Source organism: Amycolatopsis sp. NPDC104587, assembly GCF_055583645.1.
In genome coordinates, this window is record NZ_JBVJNO010000001.1 from 605,646 (window position 1) to 632,342 (window position 26,697).

Sequence of the window (26,697 nt, forward strand, 5' to 3'; positions counted from 1 at the left end):
TTGCCGCGGCGGCCGCGGCTCCGCCAACCTGACGCGATGTGGCCCCGACACCGGACCTCGTCGCCGACCGAACTCGCCTCCGAGCGCGGATTCCTGGAGCTGGCCGGGCGGGCGCCCGACCTCCCCCTCCGAGATGTCTTCCTCGGCTTCCGCGACCTCGTTTCCGCGGACATCGACTGGATCGATTCGCGGAAGAAGCGCTTCAAGGAGCCCGCTTCGCGGGTGCGGATCTCCGCTCTGGTCCTCACCGCGCTGTCCACGATCGTGCTCGGCATCCCCGAGATCCCCCTGCGCGCCTCGATCGCCCTGCCGCTGGTCGCGGCGGTCACGGTGCTGACCGGCCTCGAGACCTTCTTCACCTGGCGCTCGCGCTGGCTGCTCATGGAAGAGACGCAGTACCGGATGAACCGGCTGCGCGACGACATGGACTATTACCTGGTCACCACCCCCGCCTCAGACCTCCGGCGGGATCGGCTCGATCGCTTCTACACAGAGCAGCAGGACCTGTGGGCCGATGTGAGCCGCCGGTGGGTCGAGTTCCGGAAGCACGACCGGGCGCCGCAGCCGGAAATCCGGCCGTCCTGACCGATTCCTTTTGCCCGCCCGGCCGGTCGAAGGAAGGTGACCGTGGATTTCGAGCCGTACCGGCGTGAGCTGCTCGCCCACTGCTACCGCATGCTCGGCACGCCCGACGAGGCCGAGGACGTCGTCCAGGAGACCTACCTGCGCGCCTGGCGGGCGTTCGACGCTTTCGAGGGCCGCGCGTCGGTGCGGTCGTGGCTCTACCGGATCGCGACGAACGCCTGCCTGACGGCGCTGGAGCAGCGCGGCCGCCGGCCGATGCCGTCCGGGCTGGGCGCGCCCGCCACCGACCCGGACGCGCCCCCGGTCCCGGCCGAGCCCGGCGACCGCTGGCCCCGGCCGATCCCGGACGCGCTGGTGACCCCGGAGTCGGCGGACCCGGCGGCGATCGCGGTGGCCCGCGACGGCGTCCGGCTCGCGCTGATCGCCGGTCTGCAGTTGCTCCCGCCGAGGCAGCGAGCGGTGCTGATCCTGCGCGAGGTCCTGGCGTTCCCGGCGGCGGAGGTCGCGGAGATGCTCGGCACGACGGTCCCGGCGGTGAAGAGCACCCTCCAGCGCGCCCGCGCCACCCTCGGCGACGCCCCGGCCGTGACCGAGCCGACCGAGCCGGAGCAGCGGGCGTTGCTGGAGCGGTACATGAGCGCGTTCGTCAACGCGGACCTGGCGGCCCTGGAGCAGATCCTGCGCGACGACGCGGTGATCGAGCCGGTGCCGGCGCGGACGTGGTTCGCGGGGAAGCGGACGTGTGTCGCGTTCTTGAAGAACGTGATCGGCTCGCGGGGTGACTGGCAGATGACCCCGACCCGCGCGAACGGCCAGCCCGCGGCGGTGACCCGCTACCGCGGCGAGCCGTACGGCATCGCCGTGCTGACGCTCGCCGGCGGCGGCATTGCGCGGATCACCGTCTTCGGCTTCCCTGACCTGGTGGAACGGTTCGCCGGCCGCGTCTGAAGGCGGCCGGCTACTCGTCGAGCGCGATCCGGCCGGTGCGGCGGTACCTCGTGGCGGGGTTCCGGACGTTCTCCTCTCGACCTTTCGCTGTCGCCGAGAGCCGCCAGTACCTCTCCGCGGCGGTTCGCTCGCCGCCGGGCCGGAGGGCGGGCGAGGAGGGTCCGCCGCCCCGCGTGTTGGCGAACGCGACGAGCGATTCCCGCGCCGACCGGGGAGGCCCCCGGCACCATGTCAGCGGACATGCATGTCAACATGCTACGCGGGGTAGCGGATCATCACGGAACGCTTCCCTGACCTGGTGGAACGGTTCGCCGGTACCCCGGCGAACCGAACCATCACGCCAGGGTGAGCGCGTAGACCTCGACTCGCGGGTCGTTCGGCAGGCTCACCGACTGCAGCGTCTTGCCGCCGTCCAAAGCGGCCGAGATGCCGAACAGTCGGACCGGCGGGCCGTCGACGCCGCTGCCCGCCTTGATTCGGTGCGGCATGTCGAGCACCACCGGGGAACCCGAGCCCGCCCAGTCGCCGAACGTTGCGGCCAGGTCGGCGCTCGTGCCGTCCGTGTAGTGCGCCGTCAGCGTTGTGGTCACCGGTCCGTTGTGCGACGACCCGACCAGCCGAAGCGCCGTGTGCTGTCCCGCCGGGAGCAGCAGCGACTGCCCGCGCGCTTCGACGAAGTTCGCCGCCGTGCCCGACGCGTCCGGGGCCGCGTACGTGACGCCGTCCCAGGTCACCGGGCCGGCCGCCGGGAGGAGTGACGCGTCGTAGCTCCAGCCGCCGCCGTCGAAGTTGCCCTCCGTCGACGCCGAAACCGTTGCCGTGCCGTCGTGGTTGTAGTCGCGGCCGAGGTCGACCGCGCACTGCGTCCCGGAGGTCACACACGCCGACGGCGTCCGCACCTCGATCGTCGCCGACCGCGAAACGCTGTTCGCGCCCAGCCCGGACACCTTGACCTGCACCGGGTACGTCCCGGCGGCGGCGCCGGCCGGCACCGTCACCGTGATCGGCACCGTCTTCTGCACCGGCAGCCGTCCCGACCAGACCAGCTGAAGCTGGTCCGCGCGAACCTTCCACCCGGCCGGCGCGGTCGCGGAGATCGTCACCGGCTGCAGGAGCGGGTTCTGCGCGAGGACGTCCAGGTCGAGGTGCACCTGCTGCGCCGCGCCCGCCGGGATCACCACGGACGTCTGCCGCAGCGACGCGTCGACGTGCCGCCGCAGGTCACCGACGGCGTTGTTCACCGAAGGCGGCTCGGAACCGGTTCCCCACGAAGAGGGCTTCGACCCGAGCTTGTGGTTCAGGACACCGCCGTGCGCGACGGCCGACCAGTCGAGCGACGGCTGCCGGACGTCCCGGCCGTTCAGCGACACGCTCTGGACGTACCGGTTCGCGTCCGAAGCCCCCGGCGCGTTCACGGTCAGCGTGCCGCCCTGCGAACGCCCGTACTGTCCGATCCGGACGGTCGCCGACTCGAACTGCGGGCTCGACACGGCGAGGAAGTTCGCGCCGCTCATCGTCGGGTACAGCCCGAGCGACGAGAAGACGTACCACGCGGACATCGTGCCGAGGTCGTCGTTGCCGGTCATGCCGTCGGGGCCGGTGGTGAACAGCGTCATCGCCGCGCGGACGACGGTCGCGGTCTTAGCGGGCGCGCCGACCCAGTTGTACATGTACGGCGCGAGCAGGTCGGGCTCGTTGTTCGGGTTGTACGTCGCCTTGCCGTAGTAGTCGTACGGGCTGGAGATCCAGTCGTTGCGCGCGGTGCCCGCCGGGTCCTTCAGCAGGTTGCCGTAGGCGAAGAAGGAGTCGAGCCGCTTCTCGGTCGTCTTCTTGCCGCCCATCAGCGACACGAGCCCGGCCGGGTCCTGCGGCGCGAGCCACTGGTACTGGTAGGCGCCGCCCTCGTGGAACTGGTGGTCGGCGTCGACCGGGTTGTACGGCGTGAGGAACGTGCCCTCGGTCGTGCGCGGCCGGAACTGCTGCGTGGAGGAGTCCCAGAGGTTCTTGTACCACTGGCCGCGGTCGGCGAACATCCGCGCGTCGGCCTGGTGGCCGAGCCCACGGGCCATCAGCGCGAGCGCCGCGTCGGCCGCCGAGTACTCCATCGTCGCGGACGCGGGGTGCTCGCAGTCGTTGTCACCGCCCTTGGCCGCGCAGTCCTTGCCGAGCACGAGGCCGCTCGGGATGTACCCGCGGTCGTTGTAGTAGTTGACGCCGGAACGCCCGTTGTACGGCGAATCGGCGGGCGGCGTGCTCGTCGCGTTCTTCTTGAGCAGCCCGTACGCCTCTTCTTCGTGCCCGGCGAGCAGGCCCTTCGACCACGCCTCGACGAGGAACGGCGTCACGGGATCGCCGGTCATGATGTTGGTTTCGCTCTCGGCCAGCGCCCAGCGCGGCAGCCACCCGCCGTCACGTCCGATCGCGACGACCGACAGCGCGACGTCCCGCGCGACCTGTGGTTCCAGCATTTCGAGCAGCTGGTTCTGCGGGCGGTAGGTGTCCCAGAGCGAGAAGTTCTGGTACGGGGTGTAGCCACTCGCGGTGTGGACCTTGCCGTCGAAGCCGGTGTACGCGCCGTCGGTGTCGCCGGCGAGGTTCGGGTGCAGCTGCGAGTGGTAGAGCGCGGTGTAGAACGCCGTCTGCCGCTCGGTCGTGCCGCCGCCGATCTTGATCGCGCCGAGCCGGTCGGCCCACTGCTGGTGCAGCGCGGTCTTCGTGGCGTCGAAGTCGAAGTCCTTGGTCTCCGCCGCGAGGTTCTTCCGGGCGCCGTCGAGCCCGGTGTAGGACAGGCCGACCTTGAGGACGACGTCGTGGTCGGTGGACGCGTCGAAGCTCGCCCAGGCGCCGTTGCCGCCGGTGCCCGCGGCGTCACGGCTGTCCGGTGTGCGCGTCGAGCCGCGCCAGGTGCCGTACGAGCTGAACGGCCGGTCGAAGGTGGCGGTGAAGTAGACGGTGTGCTCGTCGTGCCCGGCGCAGAACCCGCCGGCCTTGACCCGCCCTTCGAGCGTCCGGTCGCCGACGACGTGGATCTCGGAGTCCTTCACCGACTGGTTGGCCTGACCGGTGTTGAACAGGACGTTCGCCTGCCCGGTCGAGGGGAAGGTGTAGCGCTGCCAGCCGGTGCGCGCGGTCGCCGTCAGCTCGGCGTTCACGCCGTACTTCTTGAGGCCGACGCGGTAGTAGCCGGGCTCGGCGTGCTCGTCGTCGTGGCTGTACTCGGACTTGTAGGCGTCTTTGTCAACGTTGTCGACGGCCCCGGTGGTCGGCATGATCGGCAGTTCGCCCATCACCCCGCAGCCGACGCCGGACAGGTGCGTCTGGCTGAAGCCGTAGATCGCGTTCTGCAGGTAGTCGTAGCCGCCCTGACCACCGGTGTCCGGGCTGACCTGCACCATTCCGAACGGCGCGCTCGCGCCGGGGAACGTGTTGCCGAAGTTCTGCGTGCCGACGAAGGGGTTGACCAGGCTCACCGGATCCGCGCTTTGCGGGGCGGCGGCCGCCACCGCAGGCGCAAGCCCGGTGACGACCACCCCCACGGTCACCGCGGCGGCCAACCGTCTGCTCTGCGACCACATGGGCGCACCTCCCAGGAGATGACAACGTTGTCAGAAGCGGACCTTTGGTCAGGCCCTCGGTTCGGTCAGCAGCTTTCCACCTCGATGGGCGTTTGAGAAGCCCTCAACCGGCAGCTTCGCGCAGTAACCGGGCAGCGTCACTGACAGCGTTGTCGGCGAGATTGCCGTAACCGAGCACCAGTGCGGGCTCGCCGGGAGCCACGCGGTAGCCGTCGAGGTCCGCCACCTTGACGCCGTTTTCCGCGGCCTTGCGCACCACCGCGCCGGCGTCGCGCTCCAGGTGCAGCACGAGGTGCAGCCCGGCGGCGACGCCGGAAAGCCGCGCGGGCCCGAGCGCCTCGACGAGCCGGTCGCGCCGCGCGCAGTACCGCAGCCGCGCGGCCCGCAGGTGCCGGTCGTAGCCGCCGCTCTCGACGAACGCGGCGAGCGCCAGCTGGTCGAGCACAGGCGGCGCGTGACCCTGGATCGTCCACTGTGGAGGGAGTGCGACCCAGCCGAGCCCGAGCGCCGGGCTGAGCGTCTTGCTGACCGAGCCGAAGAGCGCGACCCGTGCCGGATCCATGCCCTGGACGGTGCCGACCGGTCGCCGGTCGTACCGGAACTCGGCATCGTAGTCGTCCTCGAGGATCAGCCCGTCGACGTCCTGCGCCCAGGTGAGGAGCTCGGCACGCCGTCGCGGGGAAAGGACGGTGCCGGTGGGGAACTGGTGGGCCGGCGTGACGAGCACGGCCCGCGTCCCGCGCGGGATCCGTCCGGGGTCAATGCCTTCTTCGTCGACCGGCACCGGATCGATCACCATCCCGGTCGCCGCGGCGGCCTGCCGCAACCGCGTCCAGCCGGGATCTTCGACGGCCAGCCGCGTGACGCCGTTCTCTTGCAGAGTCCGGCAGACGCGGGTCACGCCGTCGGTGACGCCACCGCAGATCACGACGTCGTCCGTTTCGGCGCCCCGGACCCGCCGCAGGTACCCGGCGAGGGTGGCGCGCAGCCTCGGGTGACCGGCCCGGTCGGGGAGTCCGAAGTCGGCGTGCGGCGCGGTGGTGAGCACCCCGCGCACGGCGTCCGCCCACCGCTGCCGCGGGAAGTGCCGCAGGTCGGGAAGTCCGGGCGCGAGGTCGTATCGAGGCGGCAGTGCTTTCCTCGCGGGGGCTTTCGGCGGCTGTTCGCGCGCGACGCGGCGCACGCGGGTGGCCGACCCGGTGCGCCCGTCGAGGTAGCCCTCGGCGACCAGTTGGGCGTAGGCCTGGGTGACGACCCACCGCGAGCAGCCGAGGTCGGCGGCGAGCTGACGGCTGGGTGGCACGGCGACGCCGTCGTCGAGCCCGCGGATCGCCCGGCGCAGGGCACGGGCGAGCTGGTCGTGCTTCGGCCCTGGCCCGCTCAGGTCCAGCAGGACGCCCCAATTGGTCTGTGATCCGGCCACAGGATTGGACTGTAGTACCGGACCGATTCTCTTTTAGGTTCGTAGGCATGAAGAAGGTGGAACTGGGCAGGACCGGTCAGCAGGTGAGCCAGGTGTCGCTGGGCTGCATGACGATGGGGACGTCGACGGACGAACAGACCTCGGCGCGGATCCTGGACGCTTACCTCGACGCCGGCGGCGACTTCCTGGACACGGCGAACTGCTACGCGTGGTGGGCGGGGCCGTCGTTCACCGGCGGCGAAAGCGAAGCTGTCCTCGGCCGTCTCCTGGAGGGCCGCCGGGACCGGGTTTTCCTGGCGACGAAGGTGTCGGCGCAGCCCACGGACCTCCCGGCGGCGCGCGCGGCGGCCCGCCCGGACGGCACGACGGACTGGGAAGCGCGGGAACGCACCTACGAGGGTGCGAGCGCCGCGGTGATCCGGCGTTCGGTGGAGGAAAGCCTGCGGCGCTTGGGAACGGACCACATCGACCTGTACTACGTCCACGTCGATCTCCGGCGTGAGCCGCTGGAAGAGACACTGTCTGCTTTGGACACTCTGGTGCGCGACGGCAAGGTTCGCTACACGGGCTGGAGCAATGTCCGCACGTGGCGCCTGGAGCAGATCCACACACTGGCGTCGACCCACGGGTGGTCGCCACCGGTGGCGGTGCAGGTCCAGCACTCGTACCTGCGCCCGACCGGCGGCGACACGTCGTCCATCGCCGGCGGCGAGCTGCTGGACTGGCTGGCGGCCCACCCGGACGTCTCCCTCGCGGCGTACTCCGCTCTACTGCGAGGAATCTACGACGACGCGACCTACCGCGAATCCACGCCGGTGTGGCGCGCGTACGCCGGACCGGATTCCGAGGCACGGCTGGCCGCGGTGGCCAAGGTGGCGTCGTCTCTGGGCGCGACGGGCAACCAGGTCGCACTGGCGTGGTTGCTCCACAAGGGAGTGATCCCGCTGGTCGGCCCGCGCACCTGGGAGCACTACGCGTCGATCGCCCCGGCGTTCACTTTGGAGCTTCCGGAGGAGCAGTTGTCCATATTGGACAACGCGTAGGTGAGCAGTGCGGCGATGCCCGGCTTGTGCTCGTCGCGCCGCCGCCAGGTCATGGTGACGGTCGTCGTCTCGCCCGCCAGCGGCACGGCGACCGCCCCCGGGTGATCAACAACGGCGGGCACGATCCCGCACCCCATCCCGGCGGCAGCACACCGCGCGAGCGCGGCGAGGCTGCCGACCTCGGTGTCGACCACGGGCCCGTCGAGCCGGTCGAGCATCTCCCGGAAGCCGCAGCCTTGCGGGGTGGCCAGGAAACCGACTCCGCGGAGATCGCTCGTCCGGATCTCTTCCAGGCCCGCCAACGGATGCGCGGGCGGAACGATGACCACGAGCGGCTCGTCACCGAGCGTCGCGCTGGCGAGCGCGGGATCGTCCGGCGCGTCCCCGAAGGTGAAGCAGACGTCCATTTCGGACGTTCGCACGGCTTGGTAGAGCTCGCCGCGTCCACCTTCCTTGAGGGACAGCCGCACGCGCGGCCACCGGTCCCGGTAGGCGCTGAGGAGCCCGGGCATCCGGTGCGCACAAAGGGTTTCGAGCGCGCCGACGGTCAGGTCGCCCTCGGGTTCACCGCGTTCTTCGTCCACGGCGGCCTTGGCTTCCTCGACGAGCGAAAGCACCTGACCGGCGTACCCGACCAGCCGTTCCCCGGCGGCGGTGAGCCGCAGCCGCCGACCGCGTTCGAAGAGCTTCGACCCGAGCTCGGCTTCGAGGGCCTGGATCTGTTCGGTGACGCTGGACTGCGCGTAGTGCAGCTCGGCCGCGGCGTGGGTGAAGTTGAGCGTCCGCGCGACGACGCGGAAGGTGCGCAGGTGGCGCAGTTCCATGGTGTCCCCCATCGGAGTTCCCGATACCGGCCATCGTAACTCCCTGCTTCCGCGGTTGTCACGGAGCGTCCAGGGTCGGGGTGTGGCAAGACTCCTCATCGGCCTTTCCCTGGGCTACTTCCTGGTCATGCTGGACACGACGATCGTGACGGTGGCGCTCCCGTCGCTGTCGCCCTCGTTGGCGGCGCAGCAATGGATTTCGAACGGCTACACGCTGACGTTCGCGGCGTTCCTGCTGACGGCGGGAGCGTGGTCCGACCGCCTCGGCGCCCGCCGGGTGTTCTTCACGGGCCTGATCTCGTTCGCGGCGCTGTCGTTGTTGTCGGCGCTGTCGGTTTCCGCCGCGATGCTGATCGCCTTGCGCGCGTTGCTGGGAGTCGCCGGAGCGCTGTTGGTGCCTTCGTCGCTGTCCCTGATCACCGCGGCGTACCCGGCACCGGCGTCACGCGCGAAGGCGATGGGCGTGTGGGCGGCACTGAGCGGAACGGGCCTGGTGGCGGGCCCGTTGCTGGGCGGCGTGCTCACGGAGGTGTTCGGCTGGCGGGCGATCTTCCTGGTGAACGTCCCGGTGGCCTTGACCGCCCTGGCTCTGTCTTCGGCGGCCCCGCGCACGCCGGCTCGCCCGACCCGCACTGACCTGACCGGCCAGCTCTCGGCAATAGTCGCTTTATCGACACTGACGTACGCGCTGGTGGAGCACGCGTGGTGGGCCTTGGCGCTGTCGGCTTTGGCGGCAGCGGTGTTGGCCATCTCCCAGCGCCGCCCGGGCGCAATGCTCCCGCCAGGTCTGGTCTCCCGAAACCTCCTGGCGGGCGCGATCGTGAACTTCGGACTGTCAGGGGTGTTGTTCGTACTGTCCCTGTATTTCCAGGAGACGCGCGGCTACTCCCCATCGGCGACAGGCTTGGCATTCCTCCCACTGACGATCCCCACGGCGTTCAACCCGATCTTCACCGGCCGCTTGGTGGCCAGGATCGGCCCCCGCACCCCAGCGGTGTCCGGCTTCCTCCTGATGGCGCTGGGCACGCTGCTTCAAGCGTTCGTCCCGGCGTTGTCGGTGGTGGCGTTGGCCGCACTGGGATTCGGGGTCTCACTGGCCATCCCGGCCCTCCTGACCACGGTGGTCGGCTCGGCCCCACCAGAGCTGGCCGGCATCGCGGGAGGGGCGTTGAACGCATCCCGCCAGACGGGCGCGGCCTTGGGCGTGGCGATCCTCGGAGCCCTGGCGCCCACGGGCTGGGCCCTCCCGGTCGCCGCGGCGGCACTCGCAGCCGGAGCGGCGATCGTGTCCACTTTTTAGCCCGTTTTTGGACATTCCCGCGGTTATTGGCCACTTTTTTGTCCTGGTGCCGCCGTGTTCGGCCTGCTTATCATCGTCCGCGTGTCCGGCTACAAGTACGATGTGTTCATCAGTTACAGCCGTCATGGAACCGTCCGCAATTGGCTGCTGAACCACTTCTATCCCCGGCTGGCCGAGTGCCTGGTCGACGAGATGGAAGACACGCCCAAGATGTTCCTCGACAAGGAGATGTCGCGCGGCGTCCACTGGCCGTCCCAGTTGGAAAACGCCCTGCGGGGCAGCAAGGTTCTCGTCGCGGTCCTGTCCGCGCCCTACTTCCGGTCGAAGTGGTGCATGACGGAGCTGGACAACATGCGAGCGCGGGAAAAAGTGCTCGGACTGGCCAGTCCGCAGCGGCCGCAGGGGCTGATCTACCCGATTCGGTTTGCCGACTCGAGCAGTTTCGAGAACGAGGGCCGGATGCGTTCGTGGTGGGACTTCAAGGGGTTGGACAATCCCGACCGGGGATTCCAGGAGAGCCGGGACTGGCACCCCTTCCAGCAACGGGTCCGGGAGTGCGCGCAGGACCTCGCCGAGCTGCTCAAGCAGGTGCCGCCCTGGCGGCCGGACTGGCCGGCCGTCGAGTCTCCCGAGCCGCCCCTGCCTCCGCCGCCACCGCTGCCGAGGTTCGACCGATGACGGGCACCGTCGTCACCTTCTACTCCTACAAGGGCGGTGTCGGGCGCAGCTTCACGCTGGCCAACGTCGCCGTGCTGCTGGCCCGCTGGGGTTACCGCGTCCTCACCATCGACTGGGATCTCGAAGCGCCCGGCCTGCACCACTACTTCCGGCCGCTGCTGCCGAAGAGCCCCAAGGGCGGGGTCGTCGACCTCGCCGCCGACTTCCTGGCCGGCGCCAAACGCCCGAGCCGCCACGCCGTCCGGCTCGACCTCCCGGGCGGGGAGCTGTCGCTGCTGGCCGCGGGCCGCGACGACGCGAACTACACCGGCCGCGTCCAGGACATCAACTGGGAAGACCTGTACCAGCAGGGGTTCGCCGACTTCCTGGAGGTCTGCCGGGCCGAGTGGACCGACCACTACGACTTCGTCCTGATCGACAGCCGCACCGGCATCTCCGACATCGGCGGCATCTGCACCGCGCACCTGCCCGACCGGCTGGTCGTGCTCTTCACCGCCAACCAGCAGAGTGTCGAAGGGGTGGTGGACATCGCGCAGCGCGCCAACGTGGCGCGTGACCGGATGCCCTACGACCGGCCGCCGCACCTCGTGCTGCCGGTCCTGTCCCGGCTGGACAACCGGGTCGAGTACGAACGGGCGGAGGCCTGGCAGCAGCGGTGCGCCGAGCTCGCCTCGCCGCTGTTCCGGAACTGGCTGGCCAAGACCGTGACGCAGGACCTGATGCTGCGGCACACGACGGTGCCGTACGTCTCGTACTGGAGTTTCGGCGAGCAGCTGCCGGTGCTGGACGAACCCGTCCCGTCGGCGGACCAGATCTCTTTCGCCCTCGAGACGGTCGCCGCGGTCATCGCGCAGCAGTTCGACCGCACGGACCTGCTCGCGGACAACCGCGACGCCTACGTCGCCGCCGCCCGGACGCAGCGGCGGTCGTACAGCCTGGACCTGCTGGTTTCGGTGCCGCGCTCGCAGCCGCGCGCGGCCGGCGAGCTCCTCACGAAGCTCGCGGCGCTCGGGCTCAAGGTCGACCGGTCGCTGTCGGGTGACCCGGAGTTCCTCGAGCACACCAGCGATCCGGCCAAGCACCTGTGCCTCGTCGTGGACGGCGAGGTCAGCCGCTGGCAGGCCACCGAGGCCGAGCGGTTCCTCCGCCACACCCTCGACGCCGACAGCGACCGGCAGCTGTTCTGCGTCCTCACCGGCCGGACGGACCCCGAGCGGCTGCCCGCTTTCCTGCGCAACCTGCGGTACTTCCAGCTGGCCACGGACCAGCGGCCGAGCCAGGTGGCGCGGCAGCTGCACGAGATCATCACGGCAGCGGCGCCCAGCCACGCGGACTCCGACCACGCGGCACTCCAGGAAGCGGCGGCCGCGCTGCGCACGGTCCCGGACGAGGTGTCCCACACCGGCCGCTGGGCGCTCATCGACCAGACGGTCACGGACATGACGGCCGCCCTCGACAGCGGCGACATGCCGCTGCTCAAGGACCTGACGGTGGACCTGGACCAGCTGAACCAGGTCCGCGCCAACGGCAACCACATCCCGGCGCCGGGCGACCTCCGTCCGCGGATCCGCAAGCTGCTCGGCCGGATCGATCGCCGCACCAAGAGCTCGACCAAGTGAGGAGTGGGGAATGGCGAAGAAGTACGGGATTCCGGAGCAGTCGACGCTGCTCGTGCTACTGGTGCACGGCGGTGAGCTGCCGAACGCGAACCTGAGGAAGGACTACGGCATCAGCCTGAGCCCGGCCGGCCGGGACAAGCTGAACACGGACGGCTTGCTCGAAACCACCAAGGAGCGCGGCCGGCTCTTCCACAAGATCACGCCCGCCGGTGCCGACTGGTGCGAAGACACGTTGGTCGAAATCGAAGCCCCGCAACGGTCCGGCCCCCTGGTTCGCATCGGCTTCCACGTGCTCCGGCTCTACATCCTCAACAGCGGTGCCCGCCTCCGCGACATCATCAACCCCGACGGCGGGATCCCGGAGCCCGCGACTCCGGAGGAGATCTCGGACGAAGAGACCCTGGACGAGGTGATCCGCCGGGTCTACCAGGAGCTGGCGACCAAGCCGCGAGACTGGGTCCGGCTGGCGATCCTCCGCCCGAAGCTCAACGGCGCCGAGAAGGCAGAAGTCGACCAGACCCTGGTGACCATGACCAAGACCGGTCTCGTCCACCTCTCCCCGGACTCCGACCGACGGGGGCTCACCGACGCCGACCACGCCGCGGCGATCCGGATCGGCAAAGAGGACAAGCACCTCGTGGCGATCGAGGAGTCATGACCGAGGACCAGCGCCGGCAGGCGCTCGCCGCGGTCCGGTTCAACTCCGCGGAGACCCCGGACGACGTGTGGGGGACCTCGCCGTTCCACGTCGACGGCATGCACACCCGGGCCGAGGACCGGATTCGCGACAGCATCCTCGACGCGAAGCGCAGCAAGGGGCCCAGCCCCATCGGGCTCACGCTGCAGGGGCAGAAGGGCGTCGGCAAGACCCACCTGCTCGGCGGGGTCCGCCGCACGGTTCAGGAGGAGGGCGGCTACTTCTTCCTGATCGACCTCACGACCGGCATCGCGTTCTGGGACGACGTCGTGCGGGCCATGCGGATGGAGCTGTGGCAACAGGACGACAACGGTGAGCTCCAGCTGTTCAAGCTCCTCAACCGCCTCTGCGACCAGGCGCGGGTTCCCGAGCAGCTGGCGGACAAGGTCCTCGGCGGCGCCGCCCTGACCGTCGACGACCTGAACCGCTTCGTCGGCTCCCTGCGGACCGTCGACCCGCAGGTCGCGGTGGAGTGCGGGGACACGATCCGGGCGCTCGTGCTCTACGCGTCACCCGAAAACACGCAGTCGATGATCGGCAAGGACTACCTCTCGGGGATCTTCGAGGCCAATGAGGGAGAGCGGCACGCCTGGGGGCTGCACACGGAACCGCGGCCACAGCGCGAGCTCGCCACCCAGATCTCCCGCGTCCTGGCTCTGACCGGGCCGAGTGTGGCTGCTGTCGACCAGCTGGACTCACTGATCAACAAGGCGGCCGAAGAACCGTCGGCGGAAACGAACGGTGAGCTCGCGGTCATCGCGGACGGCCTGATGCAGCTGCGCGAGCGGACCCGGCGGACCCTGTCCATCGTGGCCTGCCTGCCCACCACCTGGATGCTGCTGCAGAAGGCGGCGACCGACTCGTTCGAAGACCGGTTCACCGAAACGCCGATCCTCGGCGCGATCGTCGATCCGCGGCTCGGCCGGGCGTTGGTCGAGAAGTGGTTGAGCGTGATCTACCACGACATCGGCTTCGTGCCACCGCACGCAAGCTGGCCGGTCGCCGCCGGGGCCTTCGGTGCCGCGTGGAGCGGCTACACCCCGCGTCAGCTGCTTCGCAAGGTCCAGGAGCACGCCGAAGCCTGCCGCTACGGCCAGGTCCGTGAGCTGACTTCGTTCGACGAGGAGCCACTGGAAGTCATCGAGGAGGTGCCGGCGCAGCAGTCACCCGGCGCGGAACCGCCCTACTTCGCCGATCTCGACGGCCAGTTCGCCGAGCTGCGCAAGAACGCCGACGTCAACGCGGTGCTGAGCTACCACAACGAAGACGAGCTGATGCCCGGTCTCCTGCAGGCGGGCCTGCGTTCGTGGATCACCGAGTTCGGCAACGACGACCGGTCCTGGGAGACCGAGCCGACGCGGGGCGGCACCCAGGGCCTGCACGCCGGCCTGATCCGGTTGCTGAACGAAGAAGACGACGTCAAGGAACACTGGATGTTCCGGGCGTTCGCCCCCCAGCACGGCAACCGGGTGCTGCGGAGAGTGAACAGTGCCATCGACGCAGCCGGCATCCGCGAAGGGGTGCGCAACCGGCACCTGGTCCTGATCCACCACGGCGAGAAGGGCTGGAACGGCGACAAGACCCAGGGCGTGGTCGGTGAACTGGCCCGGGCGGGCAGTCCGAAGGTCGAGATGAGCAAGGACGACATCCGGACGCTCTGGGCCCTCAAACAGATGCTCACCCAGCAGAGTTACGAGCTGCTGAACTGGCTCGTCGCCCGGAAGCCGGCGAGCGGGACGAGCCTGCTGCGGCACATCCTGCCCGACCCCGGGCAAGGCCGCAGCAACCAGCGGGAAACCCGCCCTCCGCCGGAACCGGTGGCCCACCAGGAGAACGCTTTCACCCTCGGCCTCGACGGTGAGATCCGCATCGAGCTCGAGTCCCTCCGCAAGCACGCCGTGATCTTCGCCGGTTCCGGCACCGGCAAAACCGTCCTCCTCCGCCGGATCATCGAGGAGTGCGCCCTTCACGGGGTTTCCGCCATCGTGCTGGATCCGAACAACGACCTCGCCCGGCTCGGGGATGCCTGGCCGCAGGCGCCCGACGGGTGGCGGGACGGGGACGCCGACAGCGCCGCCGATTACCTCGCCCACACCGAAGTCGTCATCTGGACTCCCGGACGCGCCGGGGGGCGGCCGCTCAGTTTTCACCCCCTGCCGGACTTCGCCGGTGTTCGGGACGACGAAGACGAGTTCACCGCCGCTGTCGAGGCGGCTGTGGCGCGGCTCGTGCCGCACGCCCGTCTGAGCGGCAGCACCAAAGGCGCCCTTCGGGGGCAGGCCGTCCTGCGCGAGGCGCTCACGCACTTCGCGCAGGAGGAGTCGCGCAGCCTGTCCGGGTTCGTCGACCTGCTCGCCGACCTGCCCGTCGGGGTCAGCAAGCTCGCCACCGGCACGAAGACCGCCGCCGACCTGGCCGAGACGTTGCGGGCCGCGATGGTCAACGATCCGCTGCTCGGCGGGAGCGGTGAACCGGCCGATCCCGCCGTGCTGCTGACGCCGTCGCCCGGCAAACGGGCGCGGATCTCGGTCGTCAGCTTTGTCGGGTTGGCGTCCGAAGAGCAGCGGCAGGGCTTTGTCAGCCAGCTGCAGCTGGAGGTCTTCGCCTGGATCAAGCGCCACCCCGCGGCCGACCGGCCGCTCGGCGGGCTGTTCGTCATGGACGAGGCCCAGACGATCGCCCCGTCCGGGAGCCGGACGGCCAGCACCCAGAGCACCATCCTGCTCGCGTCGCAGGCCCGCAAGTACGGGCTCGGCCTGCTGCTCGCGACCCAGGCGCCGAAAGGCCTGCACAACCAGGTCACCGGCAACGCGACGACGCAGTTCTTCGGCCGGCTCAACAGCCCGGCCCAGGTCGCCGCGGCGAACGAGATGGCGAGGGCCAAGGGCAGCACCGTCGGGGACATCTCGCGGCTGGAACGCGGGCAGTTCTACGTCACCGGCGAGACGTTCGGGTTCCGCATCATGCGGGCCCCGCTGTGCCTGAGCCACCACCCACCCAGCCCGTTGCGCCTGGAAGAGGTACTCGACCGGGCCCGCGACGGTCGCTGACGGAGAAGGCCGCGTTCCGAGGGGGAACGCGGCCTTCTTTGTGCGTTGACCGTTTCCCAGCGCAGTGGGAAACGGTCAACTCCTTGTTGCCGAATAGCGCATGACGAATCCTGGTTGCAGGGCGCGGAAATACCGCGAAAGCCCTGAACAATCACCCTCTCCAAGGAGGATTCGCCATGTCCAAAAAGCTGGCCAAAATCGGTGGTCCGATCCTCGCCCTCTGCATCCTCGCGGCGGCCCCGGTGATCGGCGCGACCTCGGCGTACGCGGACGGCGACGGCGGCACCCCGCCGCCGCCCACCACCAGCACGCCGCCCCCGGCGGGCACCAACGGCAACCCCTGGCACGGCTGACGCGTCACCGGGCCGGCCGTGCCGGGTTCACGGTCGGTCCGGTGTCAATCCGGCCAAAAGCAGGCCGACCCTCACGCGGCACGCAACCGTTGAAGCGGAGCCATTCGGCCGTGGCTGTGGCCGGATTGGCGCCAATCGGCACAGTATTGCGTATAGGGCTCGAAAATGGTGTACTCGGAGGTGGCAGGAATGGAGGTCCGCATGGCCGGGACATTCGGCGCGCAGTTGCGGGAATGCCGGGCTTCGGCCGGGATCTCGATGGGGGAACTGGCCAGGCGGGTCAACTACAGCAAGAGTTACATCAGCAAGATCGAAAACGACCTCAAGCCGCCGAACGCGACACTGGCCCGGCTCTGCGACCGCGTGCTGGACGCCGGCGGCGCGCTCGTCGACTCGGCGCAGGAGGCGCTCGCGCGGAGCCGGGCGGCCAACACGCTGGACCGCCGCCAGATGCTCGCCGGCGCGGGCGGGGCGGTGCTCGGCATCGCGCTGTCCGGCGGCCCGAGACCGATCCTCGACGACCACGTCGTCACCGGGCTGCGCGCGTCCTTCGAGCACCTGCGCACGCTCGGCATGCAGACCAGCCCCGCGGTCATCCTCGAATCCCTGGTGACACAGACGCATACCGTGCACGCGCTGGCCAGGGGGAACCCCGAGCCCGTCCGATCGCGGCTGCTGCTGCTCGCTGCCCGGATGGCCGAATACACCGGCTGGCAAAGTCAGGAGGCCGGGAGCGAGCAGGACGCCCTGAAGTGGACGAAGCACGCTTCGGAACTGGCCCGAGCCGGCGGGGACCAAGAAATCGCGGGTTATGCGTTCAGCCGGGAGGCCGGGCTGGCGCTGTACCGGCAGGATCCGATCGCGACGATCGACCTGGCCCAGCAGGCACAGCGCCGGGGGCGGCCCGGAACGCGGACGTTCGGCTTGGCGGTGCGACGGGAGGCTCAGGGGCACGCGCTCGCCGGTGACCACGATGCCTTCGAACGCGCGCTCGACCGAGCGGCCGGACCGTTGTACTCACCGACCGCGGACGATGCCGACTACCCGGCACTCGGACCGTCCGCACCGGATCCGCTCGCGCTGGCCCGCGGTTGGTCGCTGGTCGATCTCGGCCGGTCCGGTGAAGCGGCGGCCCTGCTGGACGCGGCGCTTTCCGATGTGCCCGAGGCCAACCATCGCACCAGAGCGAGGTTCGGTGTCCGCCGTTCACTCGCGCACGCCCTCGACGGCGAGATCGACGAAAGCTGCCGGACGCTCACCGGAGTGATCGACGACGTGGCGAGAGTCGACTCCGCCACGGTGCGCATCGACCTGCGAGAGCTCGGCCGGTGTCTCAGCCGGTGGCGCGGGCACCAGTCTGTCCGGGAGGTATATCCGGAGCTCAGCCGGGTCTTGCACCGGTACTGACCTGCCTGAGTGGCCGATGTGAGCGGCCGGGTCGCGGACCCGAGCTCAGCCGCGTCCTGCACCTGCCCTGACGTCTCCGCAGGCGCATGTCAGCGCCGCGCGTTCGTCGTGCGCCTGCGCTGCTTCCGGCAGGTCGAGCTCGGCGAACCCCTCCTCGGCCGCTTTCCAATGCGCCACGGCTTTTTCGTGCGCACCCATCGCGTGCAACGTCTTCGCGACGTCGTGGTGCGCGCGAGCCTCATAAGCGCGGTTCCCATGGCCCGCGGCCAGGTCGAGCGCCGACTTGCCGGCGTTGAGCGCGTCCCGGTGGGCGCCCTGGGCGAAAGCCGTTGCGCCGCGGTCGAGGTAGAGCTGGGTGCGCAGGTCGGCGTCGGGCACGTTCGCCGCCACCTCGCGGGCCTTGTCGTGGTAGCGCACGGCTTGCGTGAACCGGCCCTGCTGGCGGTGGACGTTGCCGATGTTGTTGAGCGCGTAGGCCTCGACGCAGTGGTCGCCGACCTCGGCCGCGTGGCCGTGCGCCTCCGTGTAGCTGGCCAGCGCCTCCGTGAGCAACCCCAGTTTCTCCTGCGCGGCACCGAGGTTGTTCAACGCATGCGCGACGCCCTGGATGTGCCCGACCTCGCGCAGCATCCGCGCGGCCGCCGCATTCTGCTCCAGCGCGACGGCGAAGTTGCCGTGCTGCTCGTTGAGGTACCCGAGCATGCTCAACGCGTGGGCCTCGCCCCGCCGGTCTTCGGTCTGCTCGTACTTCTCGCGCGCGGCCTCGAGGTGGGCCATCGCCTGGTCGTGGCGGCCCAGCTCCATCGTCGGGATGGCGAGCGCGCACAACGTCGCCGCCTCACCCCGGACGTCACCGAGGCGGCGCCACTTCGGCAGGGCCTGGGCCGCGAGCTCGAGCGCTTCGGACAGCTGCCCGCGCCGGTCGTTCGCGGTCGCGAGCCGCAACAGCACGTGTGCCTGGCCGTAGTTGTTGCCCGCGTCGGCGGCGACGGTCTCCCACGCGAGCTCGAGCGTGCCGATCCAGTCCTCGAACTGGTTCGTCGTGTTGAAGTAGCGCCACAGCAGCACCGCCAGCCGCCAGGTGTGCTCGGGCAGCTCGTGCTTGGCGGCGTACCGGATCGCGGCGACGAGGTTGTCGCGCTCGGCGACGATCCACCGCAGCCCCGCGGCGGAGTCGGCGAACACCGGCGTCACCGGGGAAGTCCGGTCCGTCTCCGGGAGCTGAGCCCGGTCGAACGGATAAGCGGCGCCGACCGCGGCCGCCAGCGTGACCAGGTAGAAGTCGAGCAGCCGCACCAGCGCCTGCCGGGACGCCGGCTCCGCGCCGGCGAACTCCTTGAGCGGGTCGAGCATCAGGTACCGCTCGGGCGCGGCCTCCTCCAGGAGGCTGACCTCGTGCAGGTCGTCGAGCAGCGACCGGGCCTCCCCGACGTCGCAGCCCGCGAGCGCCGCGCCGCCGGTGACGTCGACGTCCGGCCCGGGCAGGCTGCCGAGCAGCCGGAACATCGCCCGCTGCGGCTCCCCGAGCTGCTGGAACGACACCCGCACGGCGGCGATGCCGTCGTCCTCGCCCCACGGCCCGCTCTCTTCGAGCAGGTGGAGCAGGTGCTCCAGCGGCCACCCGCCGTGCCGCCGGAACAGCGCGGCCGCCACCCGGATCGGCATCGGCAGGTACCCGCACCGCTTGACGACCTCGGCAACCGCGGCCGCCCGGCCGCGCACCCGCTGCGGCTCGGTCAGCGCGACGAACAGGTCGACGGCTTCTTCCGGGGACAGCGGGGAAAGCCGGACGGAGTCGCCGGTGTCGGCGTCGCCCATCCGGCGGCTGGTGACGACGGCGAGGCAGCCGTCCGCCTCGGGCAGCAGCGGCCGGATCTGCTCGGGCGACGCCGCGTTGTCCAGCACGATCATCGTGCGCGTGCCCCACAACGTCGTCTGGTAGAGCGTGGCCTTCCGGCCGACGGTGGCCGGGATCTGCTCGGCCGGCACGCCGAGCTCGACGAGCAGTTCGGTCAGCGCGTCGCCGACGCTCGTCTGGGCCACGCCGGGCGTGAAGCCGTTCAGGCGGGCGAGGAGCTGGCCGTCGGGGAACCGGTCGCGCAGGCGGTGGGCGGCCTCGATCGCCAGCCCGGACTTGCCGACGCCGGGGGCGCCGCTGACCCAGACCGCGCGGCGCCCGGTCGCCGCGGCCGTCTCGATCGCGGCGAGCTCGGCGGCGCGGCCGGTGAACCCGCCGGGCCGCGACGGCAGTGAGCTGGGCGGCTCGCCGTGCTCGGCCCGCGCGGCGAGGTTGCGCAGCACCGGACCCGGCTCCATGCGCAGCTCGGCGAGGGCGTCACGGGTGCCGTTGAAGACGCGCAGCGCGCCGACCCGGTCACCACCGGCGACCAGGGCGCGCATGAGCAGTTCGGCGTGCTTCTGCCCGGCCGGGTCCGAGCGGACGAGCGGCCGCAGCCGGTCACGCGCCGAGCGGTGGTCACCGGTTTCCAGCTCCAGCTCGGCCAGGTCACCGACGGCGTCGGGCAGGCTCTCCTCGGGGAAGACGACCTCCGGGCCGCCGACGCGGTCGATGTCGATGTCCTCGAGGAAGGTCCCGCGCCAGAGGCCGACGGCTTCCCGCAGGAGCCCGATCTTCCGGCGCGGGTCGTCGGTGCGCCCGGCTTCGGCGCGGAGCCGCGCGAACCGGATGGTGTCGAGCTGGGCGTCGCCGATCCGCAGCAGATAGCCGGTGGGCGTGGTCTCGATGGTGACGTCGGTGTCCTGGACGACGTCGCGCAAGCGTTTGATGTAGCCGCGCACCAGGGTGGGCTTGGTTTCCCGGCCGGTCCAGACGATCTCGGTGAGCCGCGCGGTCGACACCGGCTTGTTCGCGTTCAAGAGCAGCACGACGAGGACGAACCGCTGCTGCTGGTCGCCCAGCGGCACCGGGACGCCGTCGTGCCACGCCTCCAGCGGGCCGAGCATCCGAAACTCCACGCAGCCTCCCCGGCCGTCAGCTTGCTGTCCGTAATGGACATCGCGCAATCGGCCGTAAGGGTTTCGAAAATCCGCATTTCTTCCACGTTCGATACACACCGGCTTGCCACCCTGCACCGGTGAACCAGGGGCGTGAAGGAGAAACCGGAATGGGGTCCGATGTGTTGCCGTGCTACGTCGCTTGTGATGTGTCGCTTTCGATGGCCGACCACATCGACGAGCTGAACACCGGGCTGCGGGAGTTCCGCGGCGCGGTGCACGCCGACGCGTCGGTCACCGGCCGGGTCCTCTGCAGCGTGGTCGGCTTCGGGGAGACGCCGCACGTGGTCCAGTCGCTGCTGCCGATGGACGACCTCGCCGAGCTCCCCGCGCCCCGCGCGTGCGCCGGCACCAACTTCGGACCGGCGTTCACGTTCCTGCGCGAGGTCATCGACGGCGACGTCGGCGCGCTGGAGAAGCATCGGATGCGAGTGCGCCGCCCGGTCGTGTTCTTCCTGTCCGACGGCCAGCCGACCGACCCGGTGACCTGGCCGGCGGCGTTCGCGACGCTCGACGACCCGGCGTGGGCGCGCCGCCCGCACGTGGTCGCCTTCGGCGTCGGCGACGCGGACGAGGACGCGCTCGGCCGCATCGGCACCTACCGCACCTACCTCGGCCGCGACGGCGTCCGCATGGGAACCGCGCTGATCGCGTCGGTGATGCACGTTCTGTCCACTTCCCGTCCACCGGCCGAACGCACCCTGCGCGGAGAGGAGACGTCATGGAAACGCACTGAAGGAGACCATCGTGGAGCGTTCTGAGCTGGTTCAGGAGCTGAAGACCCTCCGCAAAGGGCGTGGCCTGCAGGGCCGGATCGAGGAACGGGTGGGCCCGGGTCTCCGCACGGCGTGCTCGGTTTCGGAGGAAGACGGCCTGGTGGCGATCCGGAACAAGGTGGCGGGCCGGCTGTCCGAGCTGGCCGCACACCTGCCGGAGGACCTGCGCCTGGCGGCGTTGGCGGCCTTCGCGATCGCCGCGGAGGCCAACCAGCCGCTGTACCAGGACCGCGTCCGCTGGGCCGCGCGCCGCGTCGACCGCGACCCGCGCACGGTCCGCCGCCGCGTCGACGAGGCGATCGACCTGCTCGCCGAGCTGGCGGCGGGATCACCGGAGGCCCCGGTCGTCGTGCCGGCCGACCGCTGGCACACGACGTCGCTGGCGGTGGCGATGGTGCTCGACCAGCCGCGGCCGTCGGTGCTGGAGCAACGCAAGATCGTCGCGGACCAGGACGGCCTCCGGTCGCTCGACCTCGCGATCTCCCTCCCGGCCGGGCGCGCGGACCTCGAGGTCACGGTGCTCTACGGCGGCACGCTGGTGGACCGCGGCATGGAGGCGACCGACCGGTGGGGCTACGGCCTGGAGCTGCCGCGGCCGCTGTCGCGCGGCGAGTCGTGGGAGGTGGCGATCCTGTTCCAGCCGCCGTCCCTGCGGCCGTACATGGTGTCGGTGCCGCGGCACGCGTGTGACCTGTTCGACCTGCGGGTCCGGTTCGGTCCCGAGCGCCCGCGGGAGGTGTGGGCGCTGGACGGGGCGTTCCAGCGCGACGTGTCCGACTCGGGTTATCGCGGACGCCGTCACGACGTCGACCCGGCGGGGGAGGTGCACCTGCGGTTCCAGCACCTCACGCCGGGGATGGCCTACGGCGCGCGGTGGGCGTGATCAGTCCAGCAGCCGTTGTTCCTTGGCCACCGCGACCGCGCCGGACCGGGTGTCGACGTCGAGCTTGCCGTAGATCCGGCTCAGGTGGGTCTTGACCGTCGCCTCGCTGATGAACAGCGCGCGGGCGATCTCGCGGTTGCCCAGGCCCTGGGCGAGCTGCCGCAAGATGTCCCGCTCACGATCGGTGAGCGCGGGCCGCGGGGTGCGCAGCTGCGCCATCATCCGGTCGGCGACCGGCGGCGACACCGCGGTGCGCCCGGCCGCCGCGGCCTCGATCGCGGCGTACAGCTCGTGGGCGGACCCGGCCTTGAGCAGGTAACCGGTGGCGCCGGCCGCGATGGCGCGGGTGATGTCCGCGTCGGTGTCGTAGGTGGTCAGCACGAGAATCCGGGGCGTGCCGGGACCGGTGCGGATCCGCCAGGTCGCCTCGATCCCGTCGATGCCGGCGCCGAGCTGCAGGTCCATCAGCACGACGTCCGGGTGGGTGGTCGCCGCGGTCGCGACGGCCTCCTCGCCGGTCGCCGTCTCCGCGACGACCTCGATGCCGTCCGCGCCCGCGAGGAGGGCGCGCAGCCCGGCGCGGACGACGGCGTGGTCGTCGCAGACCAGGACACGAATGCTCATGAGGCAGTCTCCACCGGGATGGCGGCCGAGATCACGGTGCCCTGGCCGGGGGCGGATTCGACGGTGAGCCGGCCGCCGAGCTGCTGTGCCCTGGCCCGCATGGCCGGGAGTCCGTGGCCTCGTTCGCCTGCGGGCGCCGATTCGAGGAAACCCTTGCCGTCGTCGGCGACGTCGAGCACGACCTGGTCGTCGAGGTAGGTGAGGGTGAGGACGGCGCGGCCGGCGTCGGCGTGCTCGAGGGCGTTGGCGAGCGCGCCCTGGGCGATCCGGACCAGCGCGGACTCGACGCGCTCGGGCAGCGGCCGCCCGGTTCCGTCGACCCGCACCTCGACCGGCAGGTCGGCCTGCCGCCCGGCCACGGCGTGGAGCGCCTCTTCGAGGGTGGCGTCGGCGAGGTCGGCGGGCGCCAGGTCCTGGACGAGCCGGCGTGCTTCCGACAGGTTCCCGACGCCGACGCGTTGCGCGGACCGCAGGTGTTCGCGGGCCAGCTCGGGCCGGTCCCAGGCCTGGTCGGCGGCCTGCAGCAGCATCGCCTGGCTGGACAGGCCCTGCGCGAGAGCGTCGTGGATCTCCCGGGACACGCGGTGCCGCTCGGCCAGCACGCCGGCCTGCCGTTCGGACTCGCGCAGCCGCGCGGCCTGCCGCCGCATGAAGGTGATCACCGCCGCCGTGACCACGGCGATGGCGATCGGCACGACGGTCAGGTTCGGGTCGAAGCCGTCGGACAGCCGGTTCTGCGAGACGACCACGAGCGCGGTGACCACGGCGACCAGCGCGAGGGCCGGGCCGGTCGGCAGGGTGCGCAGGCCGGTGACGAAGAGCGGGATCGCCGACCAGGCGAAGCTCGGCGCGAGCAGGACCAGGACGACCCAGATCACCAGGACCAGCCAGAGCACGTTCCGGGACCTGATCCCCACGCCGTAGGCGAGGACCAGTGCCGCGGTCAGCCCGATCACCCAAGGGGCGAGCGCCGTGCCTTCGTGGCGCGTCAGGTATCGCACGGCCGAAGCGAGAACGAGCACGAAGAAGGCCGAATGCATGACGGCGGCGAGCCACCGCGCGTCGGCCGTGCCGTCCATGCTCGCTCCTTCCACGTCTGTGACCAGCGTCAACCGGGCTTCGCGGCCACGCATCAGCCGATCGGATGACCCGGTTGTCGTCCGGGACGACGACCGGATCGGCCCCGCGGCGGGGTGAAGCTGGAGTCAGCCAACCCCCGTACTCAAGGAGTCTCACATGATCTCGACCCGCACTCGCATCGCCGCCGCGGTCGCCGGCCTCGCCGCTGTTTCGATCGTCGCGGTCCCGGCCAGTGCGGCGCCGTCGCGTGCCCTCGTGCAGACGTCGCACCTGACGATCGCTTCGGCGCAGAAGGCGGCTTCGGCGGCACTGGACGCCGCGACCAAAGCGGGCCAGCACGTCTCGGTGGCGGTGGTGGACCGCGACGGCAACACGGTGGTGACCTTGCGCGGCGACGGCGCGGGCCCGCAGTCCTACAGCTCGGCGCAGCAGAAGGCGTTCACGGCGGTCTCGTGGAACGCGAAGACGTCGGAGCTGGTCGGCCGCCTGCAGCAGAACCCGACGCTGAAGGACATCGACGGCACGCTGTTCCTGGCCGGCGCGGTGCCGTTCGCGGCGGGCTCCACCCCGGTCGCGGCGGTGGGCGTCGCGGGCGCGCCGTCGGGTGCGCAGGACGAGTCGTTCGCTCAGGCCGGCGTGGACGCGTTGGGCAAGTAACGTGGCCCCGGTGTTGATCAGTGACGTCCGCCCCTGGGGCGGCCCCCGCAGCGACGTCCTGCTGGACGGCGACCGGATCGCCTCGATCGGGCCGCACTCGCCCGGCGCGCCGGCGTCGGTCGAGGGCCGCGGCCGCCTGCTGTTCCCGGCGTTCAGCGACGTCCACGTCCACCTCGATTCGACGCGCATCGGCCTCCCGTTCCGCCCCCACACGGGCGGCCCGGGAGTGGTGGCGATGATGGAGAACGACCGCGCCAACTGGCGTTCCGCCGAGGTGCCGCTGCCGGAGCGGGTAGCGGGCACCTTGTCGCGGATGATCGCTCACGGAACGACCCGGGTACGCAGCTACGCCCAGGTGGACGTGGACTGCGGGTTGGAGAAGCTGGACGCGGTCCTGGCGGCGCGCGAGAAGTTCGCCACCCAGGCCGAGGTCCAGGTGATGGCGTTCGCCCAGGCGGGCATCCTGCGCGAGCGAGGCACGTTCGAGCTCCTGGACGCGGCAATGCGCGCGGGCGCAACGGTGATCGGCGGCATCGACCCGTGCACCCTGGACCGCGACCCGAAGGGGCATTTGGACGCGGTGTTCGCCCTGGCGGAGAAGCACCAGGCGGAGATCGACATCCACCTGCACGAGCCGGGCCACCTGGGTTTGTTCTCGGCGGACCTGGTGATCGAGCGAGTCCGCGCCCTGGACATGCGCGGCCGGGTGACGATGTCCCACGCGTACGACCTGGGCTCGATCTCGGAGTCGGTGAGCCGCCGGGTGATCGAGGACTTCGCGTCGTTGGACATCGCGATGACGACAGTCGCTCCTTCTGCCGCCGGCCAGCTGTCCCTACTGGATCTGGTCTCTTCCGGAGTCCGAATCGGCCTGGGCGAGGACGGCCAGAGGGATTACTGGAGCCCGTACGGCAACTGCGACATGCTGGACCGGACGTGGCAGCTGGCGTTCACGCGCGGCTTCCGTCTCGATTCACATGTGGAGCTGGCACTCGCGGTGGCGACGATGGGTGGGGCGTCGATCATGAGCCACGCCGTTCCGCGGCTGTCCGGTGTTGCGGATCGCCCGGGTTTGGCGGTGGGTGACCGGGCAGACCTGGTCCTCGTGGACGGGGAGACCCCGACGAGCGCGGTGATGGACCGGGGTAAGGACCGCACGGTGCTCCACAACGGAATCGTGGTGGCGGACGGTCTCGAGGTGCTTAATCAATTGTGATGTGCTGTCGCCTGGACGTCCTAAGTTGTGGGGGTCGCTTCTTCGACGGGAAGTAGTCGATTTTCGCGACATTGACGAACTTCCACATGCATGTTGATGGGGGTGCGATCGAGGACGGAATCCACCAGTGTTGCGATGAACGAATCCGCGCCGAGATCGTCAGGAACTGCATCGTTCAAGATTCGAATCTTCGTCGGCTCACTGTCTTTCCATGCTGCAACTATCAGGCAGGTTGCGTCATAAACGTCTTTCTCGGCGCGCAGTTTTCGAAGCATGTCCATGGCGCGTTCAAAGGAGCTTTGACTATTCAAAATCGTCGAACGTAGAACGAAGAGAAATCCCATTGCTGCAAGTGGGTATCTTCCGCGAAGGTTCTTGGCGTCGCCGTAAGCTTCTTCAAATCTATTCGGCAGGTTCTTGCCGAAGGATGAGGCCATGCTTTTTGTCGAAACAAGAAGTTCTGGGCCTCGTGCCCACTGGGCAATCAAGACATCGATCTGCTTTTCGTAGGCTCGACCGAGGATACGGGCATCTGCTGGTGCTGCGGCAGAGTTGCGAAGGAGATGCTTGTAGGCATCCTCCTGCATTCCGCGAGGTAATCTTTCGATGTACAGGGCGACCTCGCGGGGCAGGACTCGGGGTGCCTTCACACGTGGCCATACTTCGTCGGAGCCGAAACCGGACCGCCTCAGCTCGTAAGCCACCCATGCATCGATTGCCTTGGCGAATCTTCCGGACTGGGTTGTGGCGCCCTCTGCGATGGGTACGGCAAGCATCTGGGCGAGCAGATCAAAGTTTGCTCTATATCTGACCCGGTCGCTGCCGTGCTCCCAGGGGGCGGTGCGAGGAGTCCCCTTGATCAGTGGCTCAAGTAGTTCAAAGATATCGGGCGGCTCAGGCTTGCTCATTGCATTGATCCGTCTTTGTCGGTGTGCTGGCGTGTT

At 70.2% G+C, this 26,697-nt stretch carries 21 protein-coding genes; 14 read left to right on the plus strand and 7 right to left on the minus strand.

Annotated features, from left to right (window positions below; genetic code table 11):
• Positions 1–36: 36 nt before the first annotated feature.
• Together ACZ61C_RS02985 and ACZ61C_RS02990 are read left to right on the plus strand one after the other, a co-directional pair.
• Positions 37–585, plus strand: a complete 549-nt coding sequence (locus tag ACZ61C_RS02985) for a DUF4231 domain-containing protein (protein WP_465302171.1) — start codon at positions 37–39, stop codon at positions 583–585.
• Between the two features lie 3 nt (positions 586–588).
• Entirely contained in the window at positions 589–1,533 is a 945-nt protein-coding gene (locus tag ACZ61C_RS02990; protein WP_465302764.1) for an RNA polymerase subunit sigma-70, read from the plus strand.
• Between the two features lie 335 nt (positions 1,534–1,868).
• Here ACZ61C_RS02990 and ACZ61C_RS02995 read toward each other — a convergent pair whose 3' ends face one another.
• Both ACZ61C_RS02995 and pdxR read right to left on the minus strand, forming a co-directional pair.
• A complete protein-coding gene (locus ACZ61C_RS02995; protein WP_465302173.1) occupies positions 1,869–5,108 on the minus strand; it encodes a GH92 family glycosyl hydrolase in 3,240 nt (1,079 codons plus the stop codon).
• A gap of 103 nt (positions 5,109–5,211) precedes the next feature.
• Positions 5,212–6,531, minus strand: a complete 1,320-nt coding sequence (gene pdxR, locus ACZ61C_RS03000; protein WP_465302175.1) for a MocR-like pyridoxine biosynthesis transcription factor PdxR — start codon at positions 6,529–6,531, stop codon at positions 5,212–5,214.
• A 47-nt stretch (positions 6,532–6,578) separates the two neighbouring features.
• Here pdxR and ACZ61C_RS03005 point away from each other — a divergent pair, with 47 nt between their 5' ends.
• Positions 6,579–7,574, plus strand: coding sequence for an aldo/keto reductase (locus tag ACZ61C_RS03005; protein WP_465302177.1), 996 nt, complete (start codon positions 6,579–6,581; stop codon positions 7,572–7,574).
• Here ACZ61C_RS03005 and ACZ61C_RS03010 read toward each other — a convergent pair.
• Complete coding sequence (locus ACZ61C_RS03010) at positions 7,502–8,410, minus strand: LysR family transcriptional regulator (protein ID WP_465302179.1); 909 nt, start codon at positions 8,408–8,410, stop codon at positions 7,502–7,504. The two genes, ACZ61C_RS03005 and ACZ61C_RS03010, sit on opposite strands and share 73 nt — an antisense overlap.
• Positions 8,411–8,480: 70 nt before the next feature.
• Between ACZ61C_RS03010 and ACZ61C_RS03015 the strand changes: the two genes are divergently transcribed.
• The 7 genes from ACZ61C_RS03015 (at position 8,481) to ACZ61C_RS03045 (ending at position 17,502) form a co-directional block, all read left to right on the plus strand.
• Positions 8,481–9,698 (plus strand): MFS transporter, encoded by a 1,218-nt coding sequence (locus ACZ61C_RS03015; RefSeq protein WP_465302181.1) that lies wholly within the window; start codon positions 8,481–8,483, stop codon positions 9,696–9,698.
• A gap of 81 nt (positions 9,699–9,779) precedes the next feature.
• The gene (locus tag ACZ61C_RS03020) at positions 9,780–10,376 is read left to right on the plus strand and encodes a toll/interleukin-1 receptor domain-containing protein (protein WP_465302183.1); all 597 of its coding nucleotides are present in this window, start codon (positions 9,780–9,782) and stop codon (positions 10,374–10,376) included.
• Entirely contained in the window at positions 10,373–11,995 is a 1,623-nt protein-coding gene (locus tag ACZ61C_RS03025; protein WP_465302185.1) for a CATRA system-associated protein, read from the plus strand. Before ACZ61C_RS03020 ends, ACZ61C_RS03025 begins: the two co-directional genes overlap by 4 nt.
• A 10-nt stretch (positions 11,996–12,005) precedes the next feature.
• Positions 12,006–12,653, plus strand: a complete 648-nt coding sequence (locus tag ACZ61C_RS03030) for a hypothetical protein (RefSeq protein WP_465302187.1) — start codon at positions 12,006–12,008, stop codon at positions 12,651–12,653.
• The gene (locus tag ACZ61C_RS03035; RefSeq protein ID WP_465302189.1) at positions 12,650–15,742 is read left to right on the plus strand and encodes an ATP-binding protein; all 3,093 of its coding nucleotides are present in this window, start codon (positions 12,650–12,652) and stop codon (positions 15,740–15,742) included. Before ACZ61C_RS03030 ends, ACZ61C_RS03035 begins: the two co-directional genes overlap by 4 nt.
• A 176-nt stretch (positions 15,743–15,918) precedes the next feature.
• Entirely contained in the window at positions 15,919–16,095 is a 177-nt protein-coding gene (locus ACZ61C_RS03040; protein ID WP_465302191.1) for a hypothetical protein, read from the plus strand.
• Between the two features lie 201 nt (positions 16,096–16,296).
• Positions 16,297–17,502 carry a helix-turn-helix domain-containing protein gene (locus tag ACZ61C_RS03045; RefSeq protein ID WP_465302193.1) on the plus strand — a complete coding sequence of 402 codons (1,206 nt, stop codon included), beginning with the start codon at positions 16,297–16,299 and terminating at the stop codon, positions 17,500–17,502.
• Between the two features lie 45 nt (positions 17,503–17,547).
• Here ACZ61C_RS03045 and ACZ61C_RS03050 read toward each other — a convergent pair whose 3' ends face one another.
• Positions 17,548–20,478: an AfsR/SARP family transcriptional regulator gene (locus tag ACZ61C_RS03050; RefSeq protein ID WP_465302195.1), complete on the minus strand. Its 2,931-nt coding sequence runs from the start codon at positions 20,476–20,478 to the stop codon at positions 17,548–17,550.
• Positions 20,479–20,627: 149 nt separating this feature from the next.
• Here ACZ61C_RS03050 and ACZ61C_RS03055 point away from each other — a divergent pair, with 149 nt between their 5' ends.
• Together ACZ61C_RS03055 and ACZ61C_RS03060 are read left to right on the plus strand one after the other, a co-directional pair.
• On the plus strand, positions 20,628–21,278 hold the full coding sequence (locus ACZ61C_RS03055) for a vWA domain-containing protein (RefSeq protein WP_465302197.1): 651 nt from the start codon (positions 20,628–20,630) through the stop codon (positions 21,276–21,278).
• Complete coding sequence (locus ACZ61C_RS03060; RefSeq protein WP_465302199.1) at positions 21,265–22,176, plus strand: hypothetical protein; 912 nt, start codon at positions 21,265–21,267, stop codon at positions 22,174–22,176. The genes ACZ61C_RS03055 and ACZ61C_RS03060 overlap by 14 nt, the downstream gene beginning before the upstream one ends.
• On the opposite strand, the gene ACZ61C_RS03065 is transcribed toward ACZ61C_RS03060, so the two are convergent.
• Together ACZ61C_RS03065 and ACZ61C_RS03070 are read right to left on the minus strand one after the other, a co-directional pair.
• A complete protein-coding gene (locus ACZ61C_RS03065; protein ID WP_465302201.1) occupies positions 22,177–22,800 on the minus strand; it encodes a response regulator in 624 nt (207 codons plus the stop codon). It lies immediately after the preceding gene.
• On the minus strand, positions 22,797–23,879 hold the full coding sequence (locus ACZ61C_RS03070; protein WP_465302203.1) for a sensor histidine kinase: 1,083 nt from the start codon (positions 23,877–23,879) through the stop codon (positions 22,797–22,799). Before ACZ61C_RS03070 ends, ACZ61C_RS03065 begins: the two co-directional genes overlap by 4 nt.
• A 157-nt stretch (positions 23,880–24,036) precedes the next feature.
• Here ACZ61C_RS03070 and ACZ61C_RS03075 point away from each other — a divergent pair, with 157 nt between their 5' ends.
• Both ACZ61C_RS03075 and ACZ61C_RS03080 read left to right on the plus strand, forming a co-directional pair.
• Positions 24,037–24,537: a GlcG/HbpS family heme-binding protein gene (locus tag ACZ61C_RS03075; protein ID WP_465302205.1), complete on the plus strand. Its 501-nt coding sequence runs from the start codon at positions 24,037–24,039 to the stop codon at positions 24,535–24,537.
• A gap of 10 nt (positions 24,538–24,547) precedes the next feature.
• The gene (locus tag ACZ61C_RS03080) at positions 24,548–25,753 is read left to right on the plus strand and encodes an amidohydrolase family protein (RefSeq protein WP_465302207.1); all 1,206 of its coding nucleotides are present in this window, start codon (positions 24,548–24,550) and stop codon (positions 25,751–25,753) included.
• Positions 25,754–25,773: 20 nt separating this feature from the next.
• Here the strand turns inward: ACZ61C_RS03080 and ACZ61C_RS03085 are convergent, their stop codons facing one another.
• Positions 25,774–26,661, minus strand: a complete 888-nt coding sequence (locus ACZ61C_RS03085; RefSeq protein WP_465302209.1) for a hypothetical protein — start codon at positions 26,659–26,661, stop codon at positions 25,774–25,776.
• Positions 26,662–26,697 lie beyond the last annotated feature (36 nt).

Bases quoted from the DNA above. Each gene is read 5' to 3' on its own strand.
- ACZ61C_RS02985 (WP_465302171.1), top strand. From the start codon at position 37: ATGTGGCCCCGACACCGGACCTCGTCGCCGACCGAACTCGCCTCCGAG.
- ACZ61C_RS02995 (WP_465302173.1), bottom strand. From the start codon at position 5,108: ATGTGGTCGCAGAGCAGACGGTTGGCCGCCGCGGTGACCGTGGGGGTG.
- ACZ61C_RS03005 (WP_465302177.1), top strand. From the start codon at position 6,579: ATGAAGAAGGTGGAACTGGGCAGGACCGGTCAGCAGGTGAGCCAGGTG.
- ACZ61C_RS03010 (WP_465302179.1), bottom strand. From the start codon at position 8,410: ATGGGGGACACCATGGAACTGCGCCACCTGCGCACCTTCCGCGTCGTC.
- ACZ61C_RS03025 (WP_465302185.1), top strand. From the start codon at position 10,373: ATGACGGGCACCGTCGTCACCTTCTACTCCTACAAGGGCGGTGTCGGG.
- ACZ61C_RS03030 (WP_465302187.1), top strand. From the start codon at position 12,006: ATGGCGAAGAAGTACGGGATTCCGGAGCAGTCGACGCTGCTCGTGCTA.
- ACZ61C_RS03035 (WP_465302189.1), top strand. From the start codon at position 12,650: ATGACCGAGGACCAGCGCCGGCAGGCGCTCGCCGCGGTCCGGTTCAAC.
- ACZ61C_RS03040 (WP_465302191.1), top strand. From the start codon at position 15,919: ATGTCCAAAAAGCTGGCCAAAATCGGTGGTCCGATCCTCGCCCTCTGC.
- ACZ61C_RS03045 (WP_465302193.1), top strand. From the start codon at position 16,297: ATGGCCGGGACATTCGGCGCGCAGTTGCGGGAATGCCGGGCTTCGGCC.
- ACZ61C_RS03055 (WP_465302197.1), top strand. From the start codon at position 20,628: ATGGGGTCCGATGTGTTGCCGTGCTACGTCGCTTGTGATGTGTCGCTT.
- ACZ61C_RS03065 (WP_465302201.1), bottom strand. From the start codon at position 22,800: ATGAGCATTCGTGTCCTGGTCTGCGACGACCACGCCGTCGTCCGCGCC.
- ACZ61C_RS03070 (WP_465302203.1), bottom strand. From the start codon at position 23,879: ATGGACGGCACGGCCGACGCGCGGTGGCTCGCCGCCGTCATGCATTCG.
- ACZ61C_RS03075 (WP_465302205.1), top strand. From the start codon at position 24,037: ATGATCTCGACCCGCACTCGCATCGCCGCCGCGGTCGCCGGCCTCGCC.
- ACZ61C_RS03085 (WP_465302209.1), bottom strand. From the start codon at position 26,661: ATGAGCAAGCCTGAGCCGCCCGATATCTTTGAACTACTTGAGCCACTG.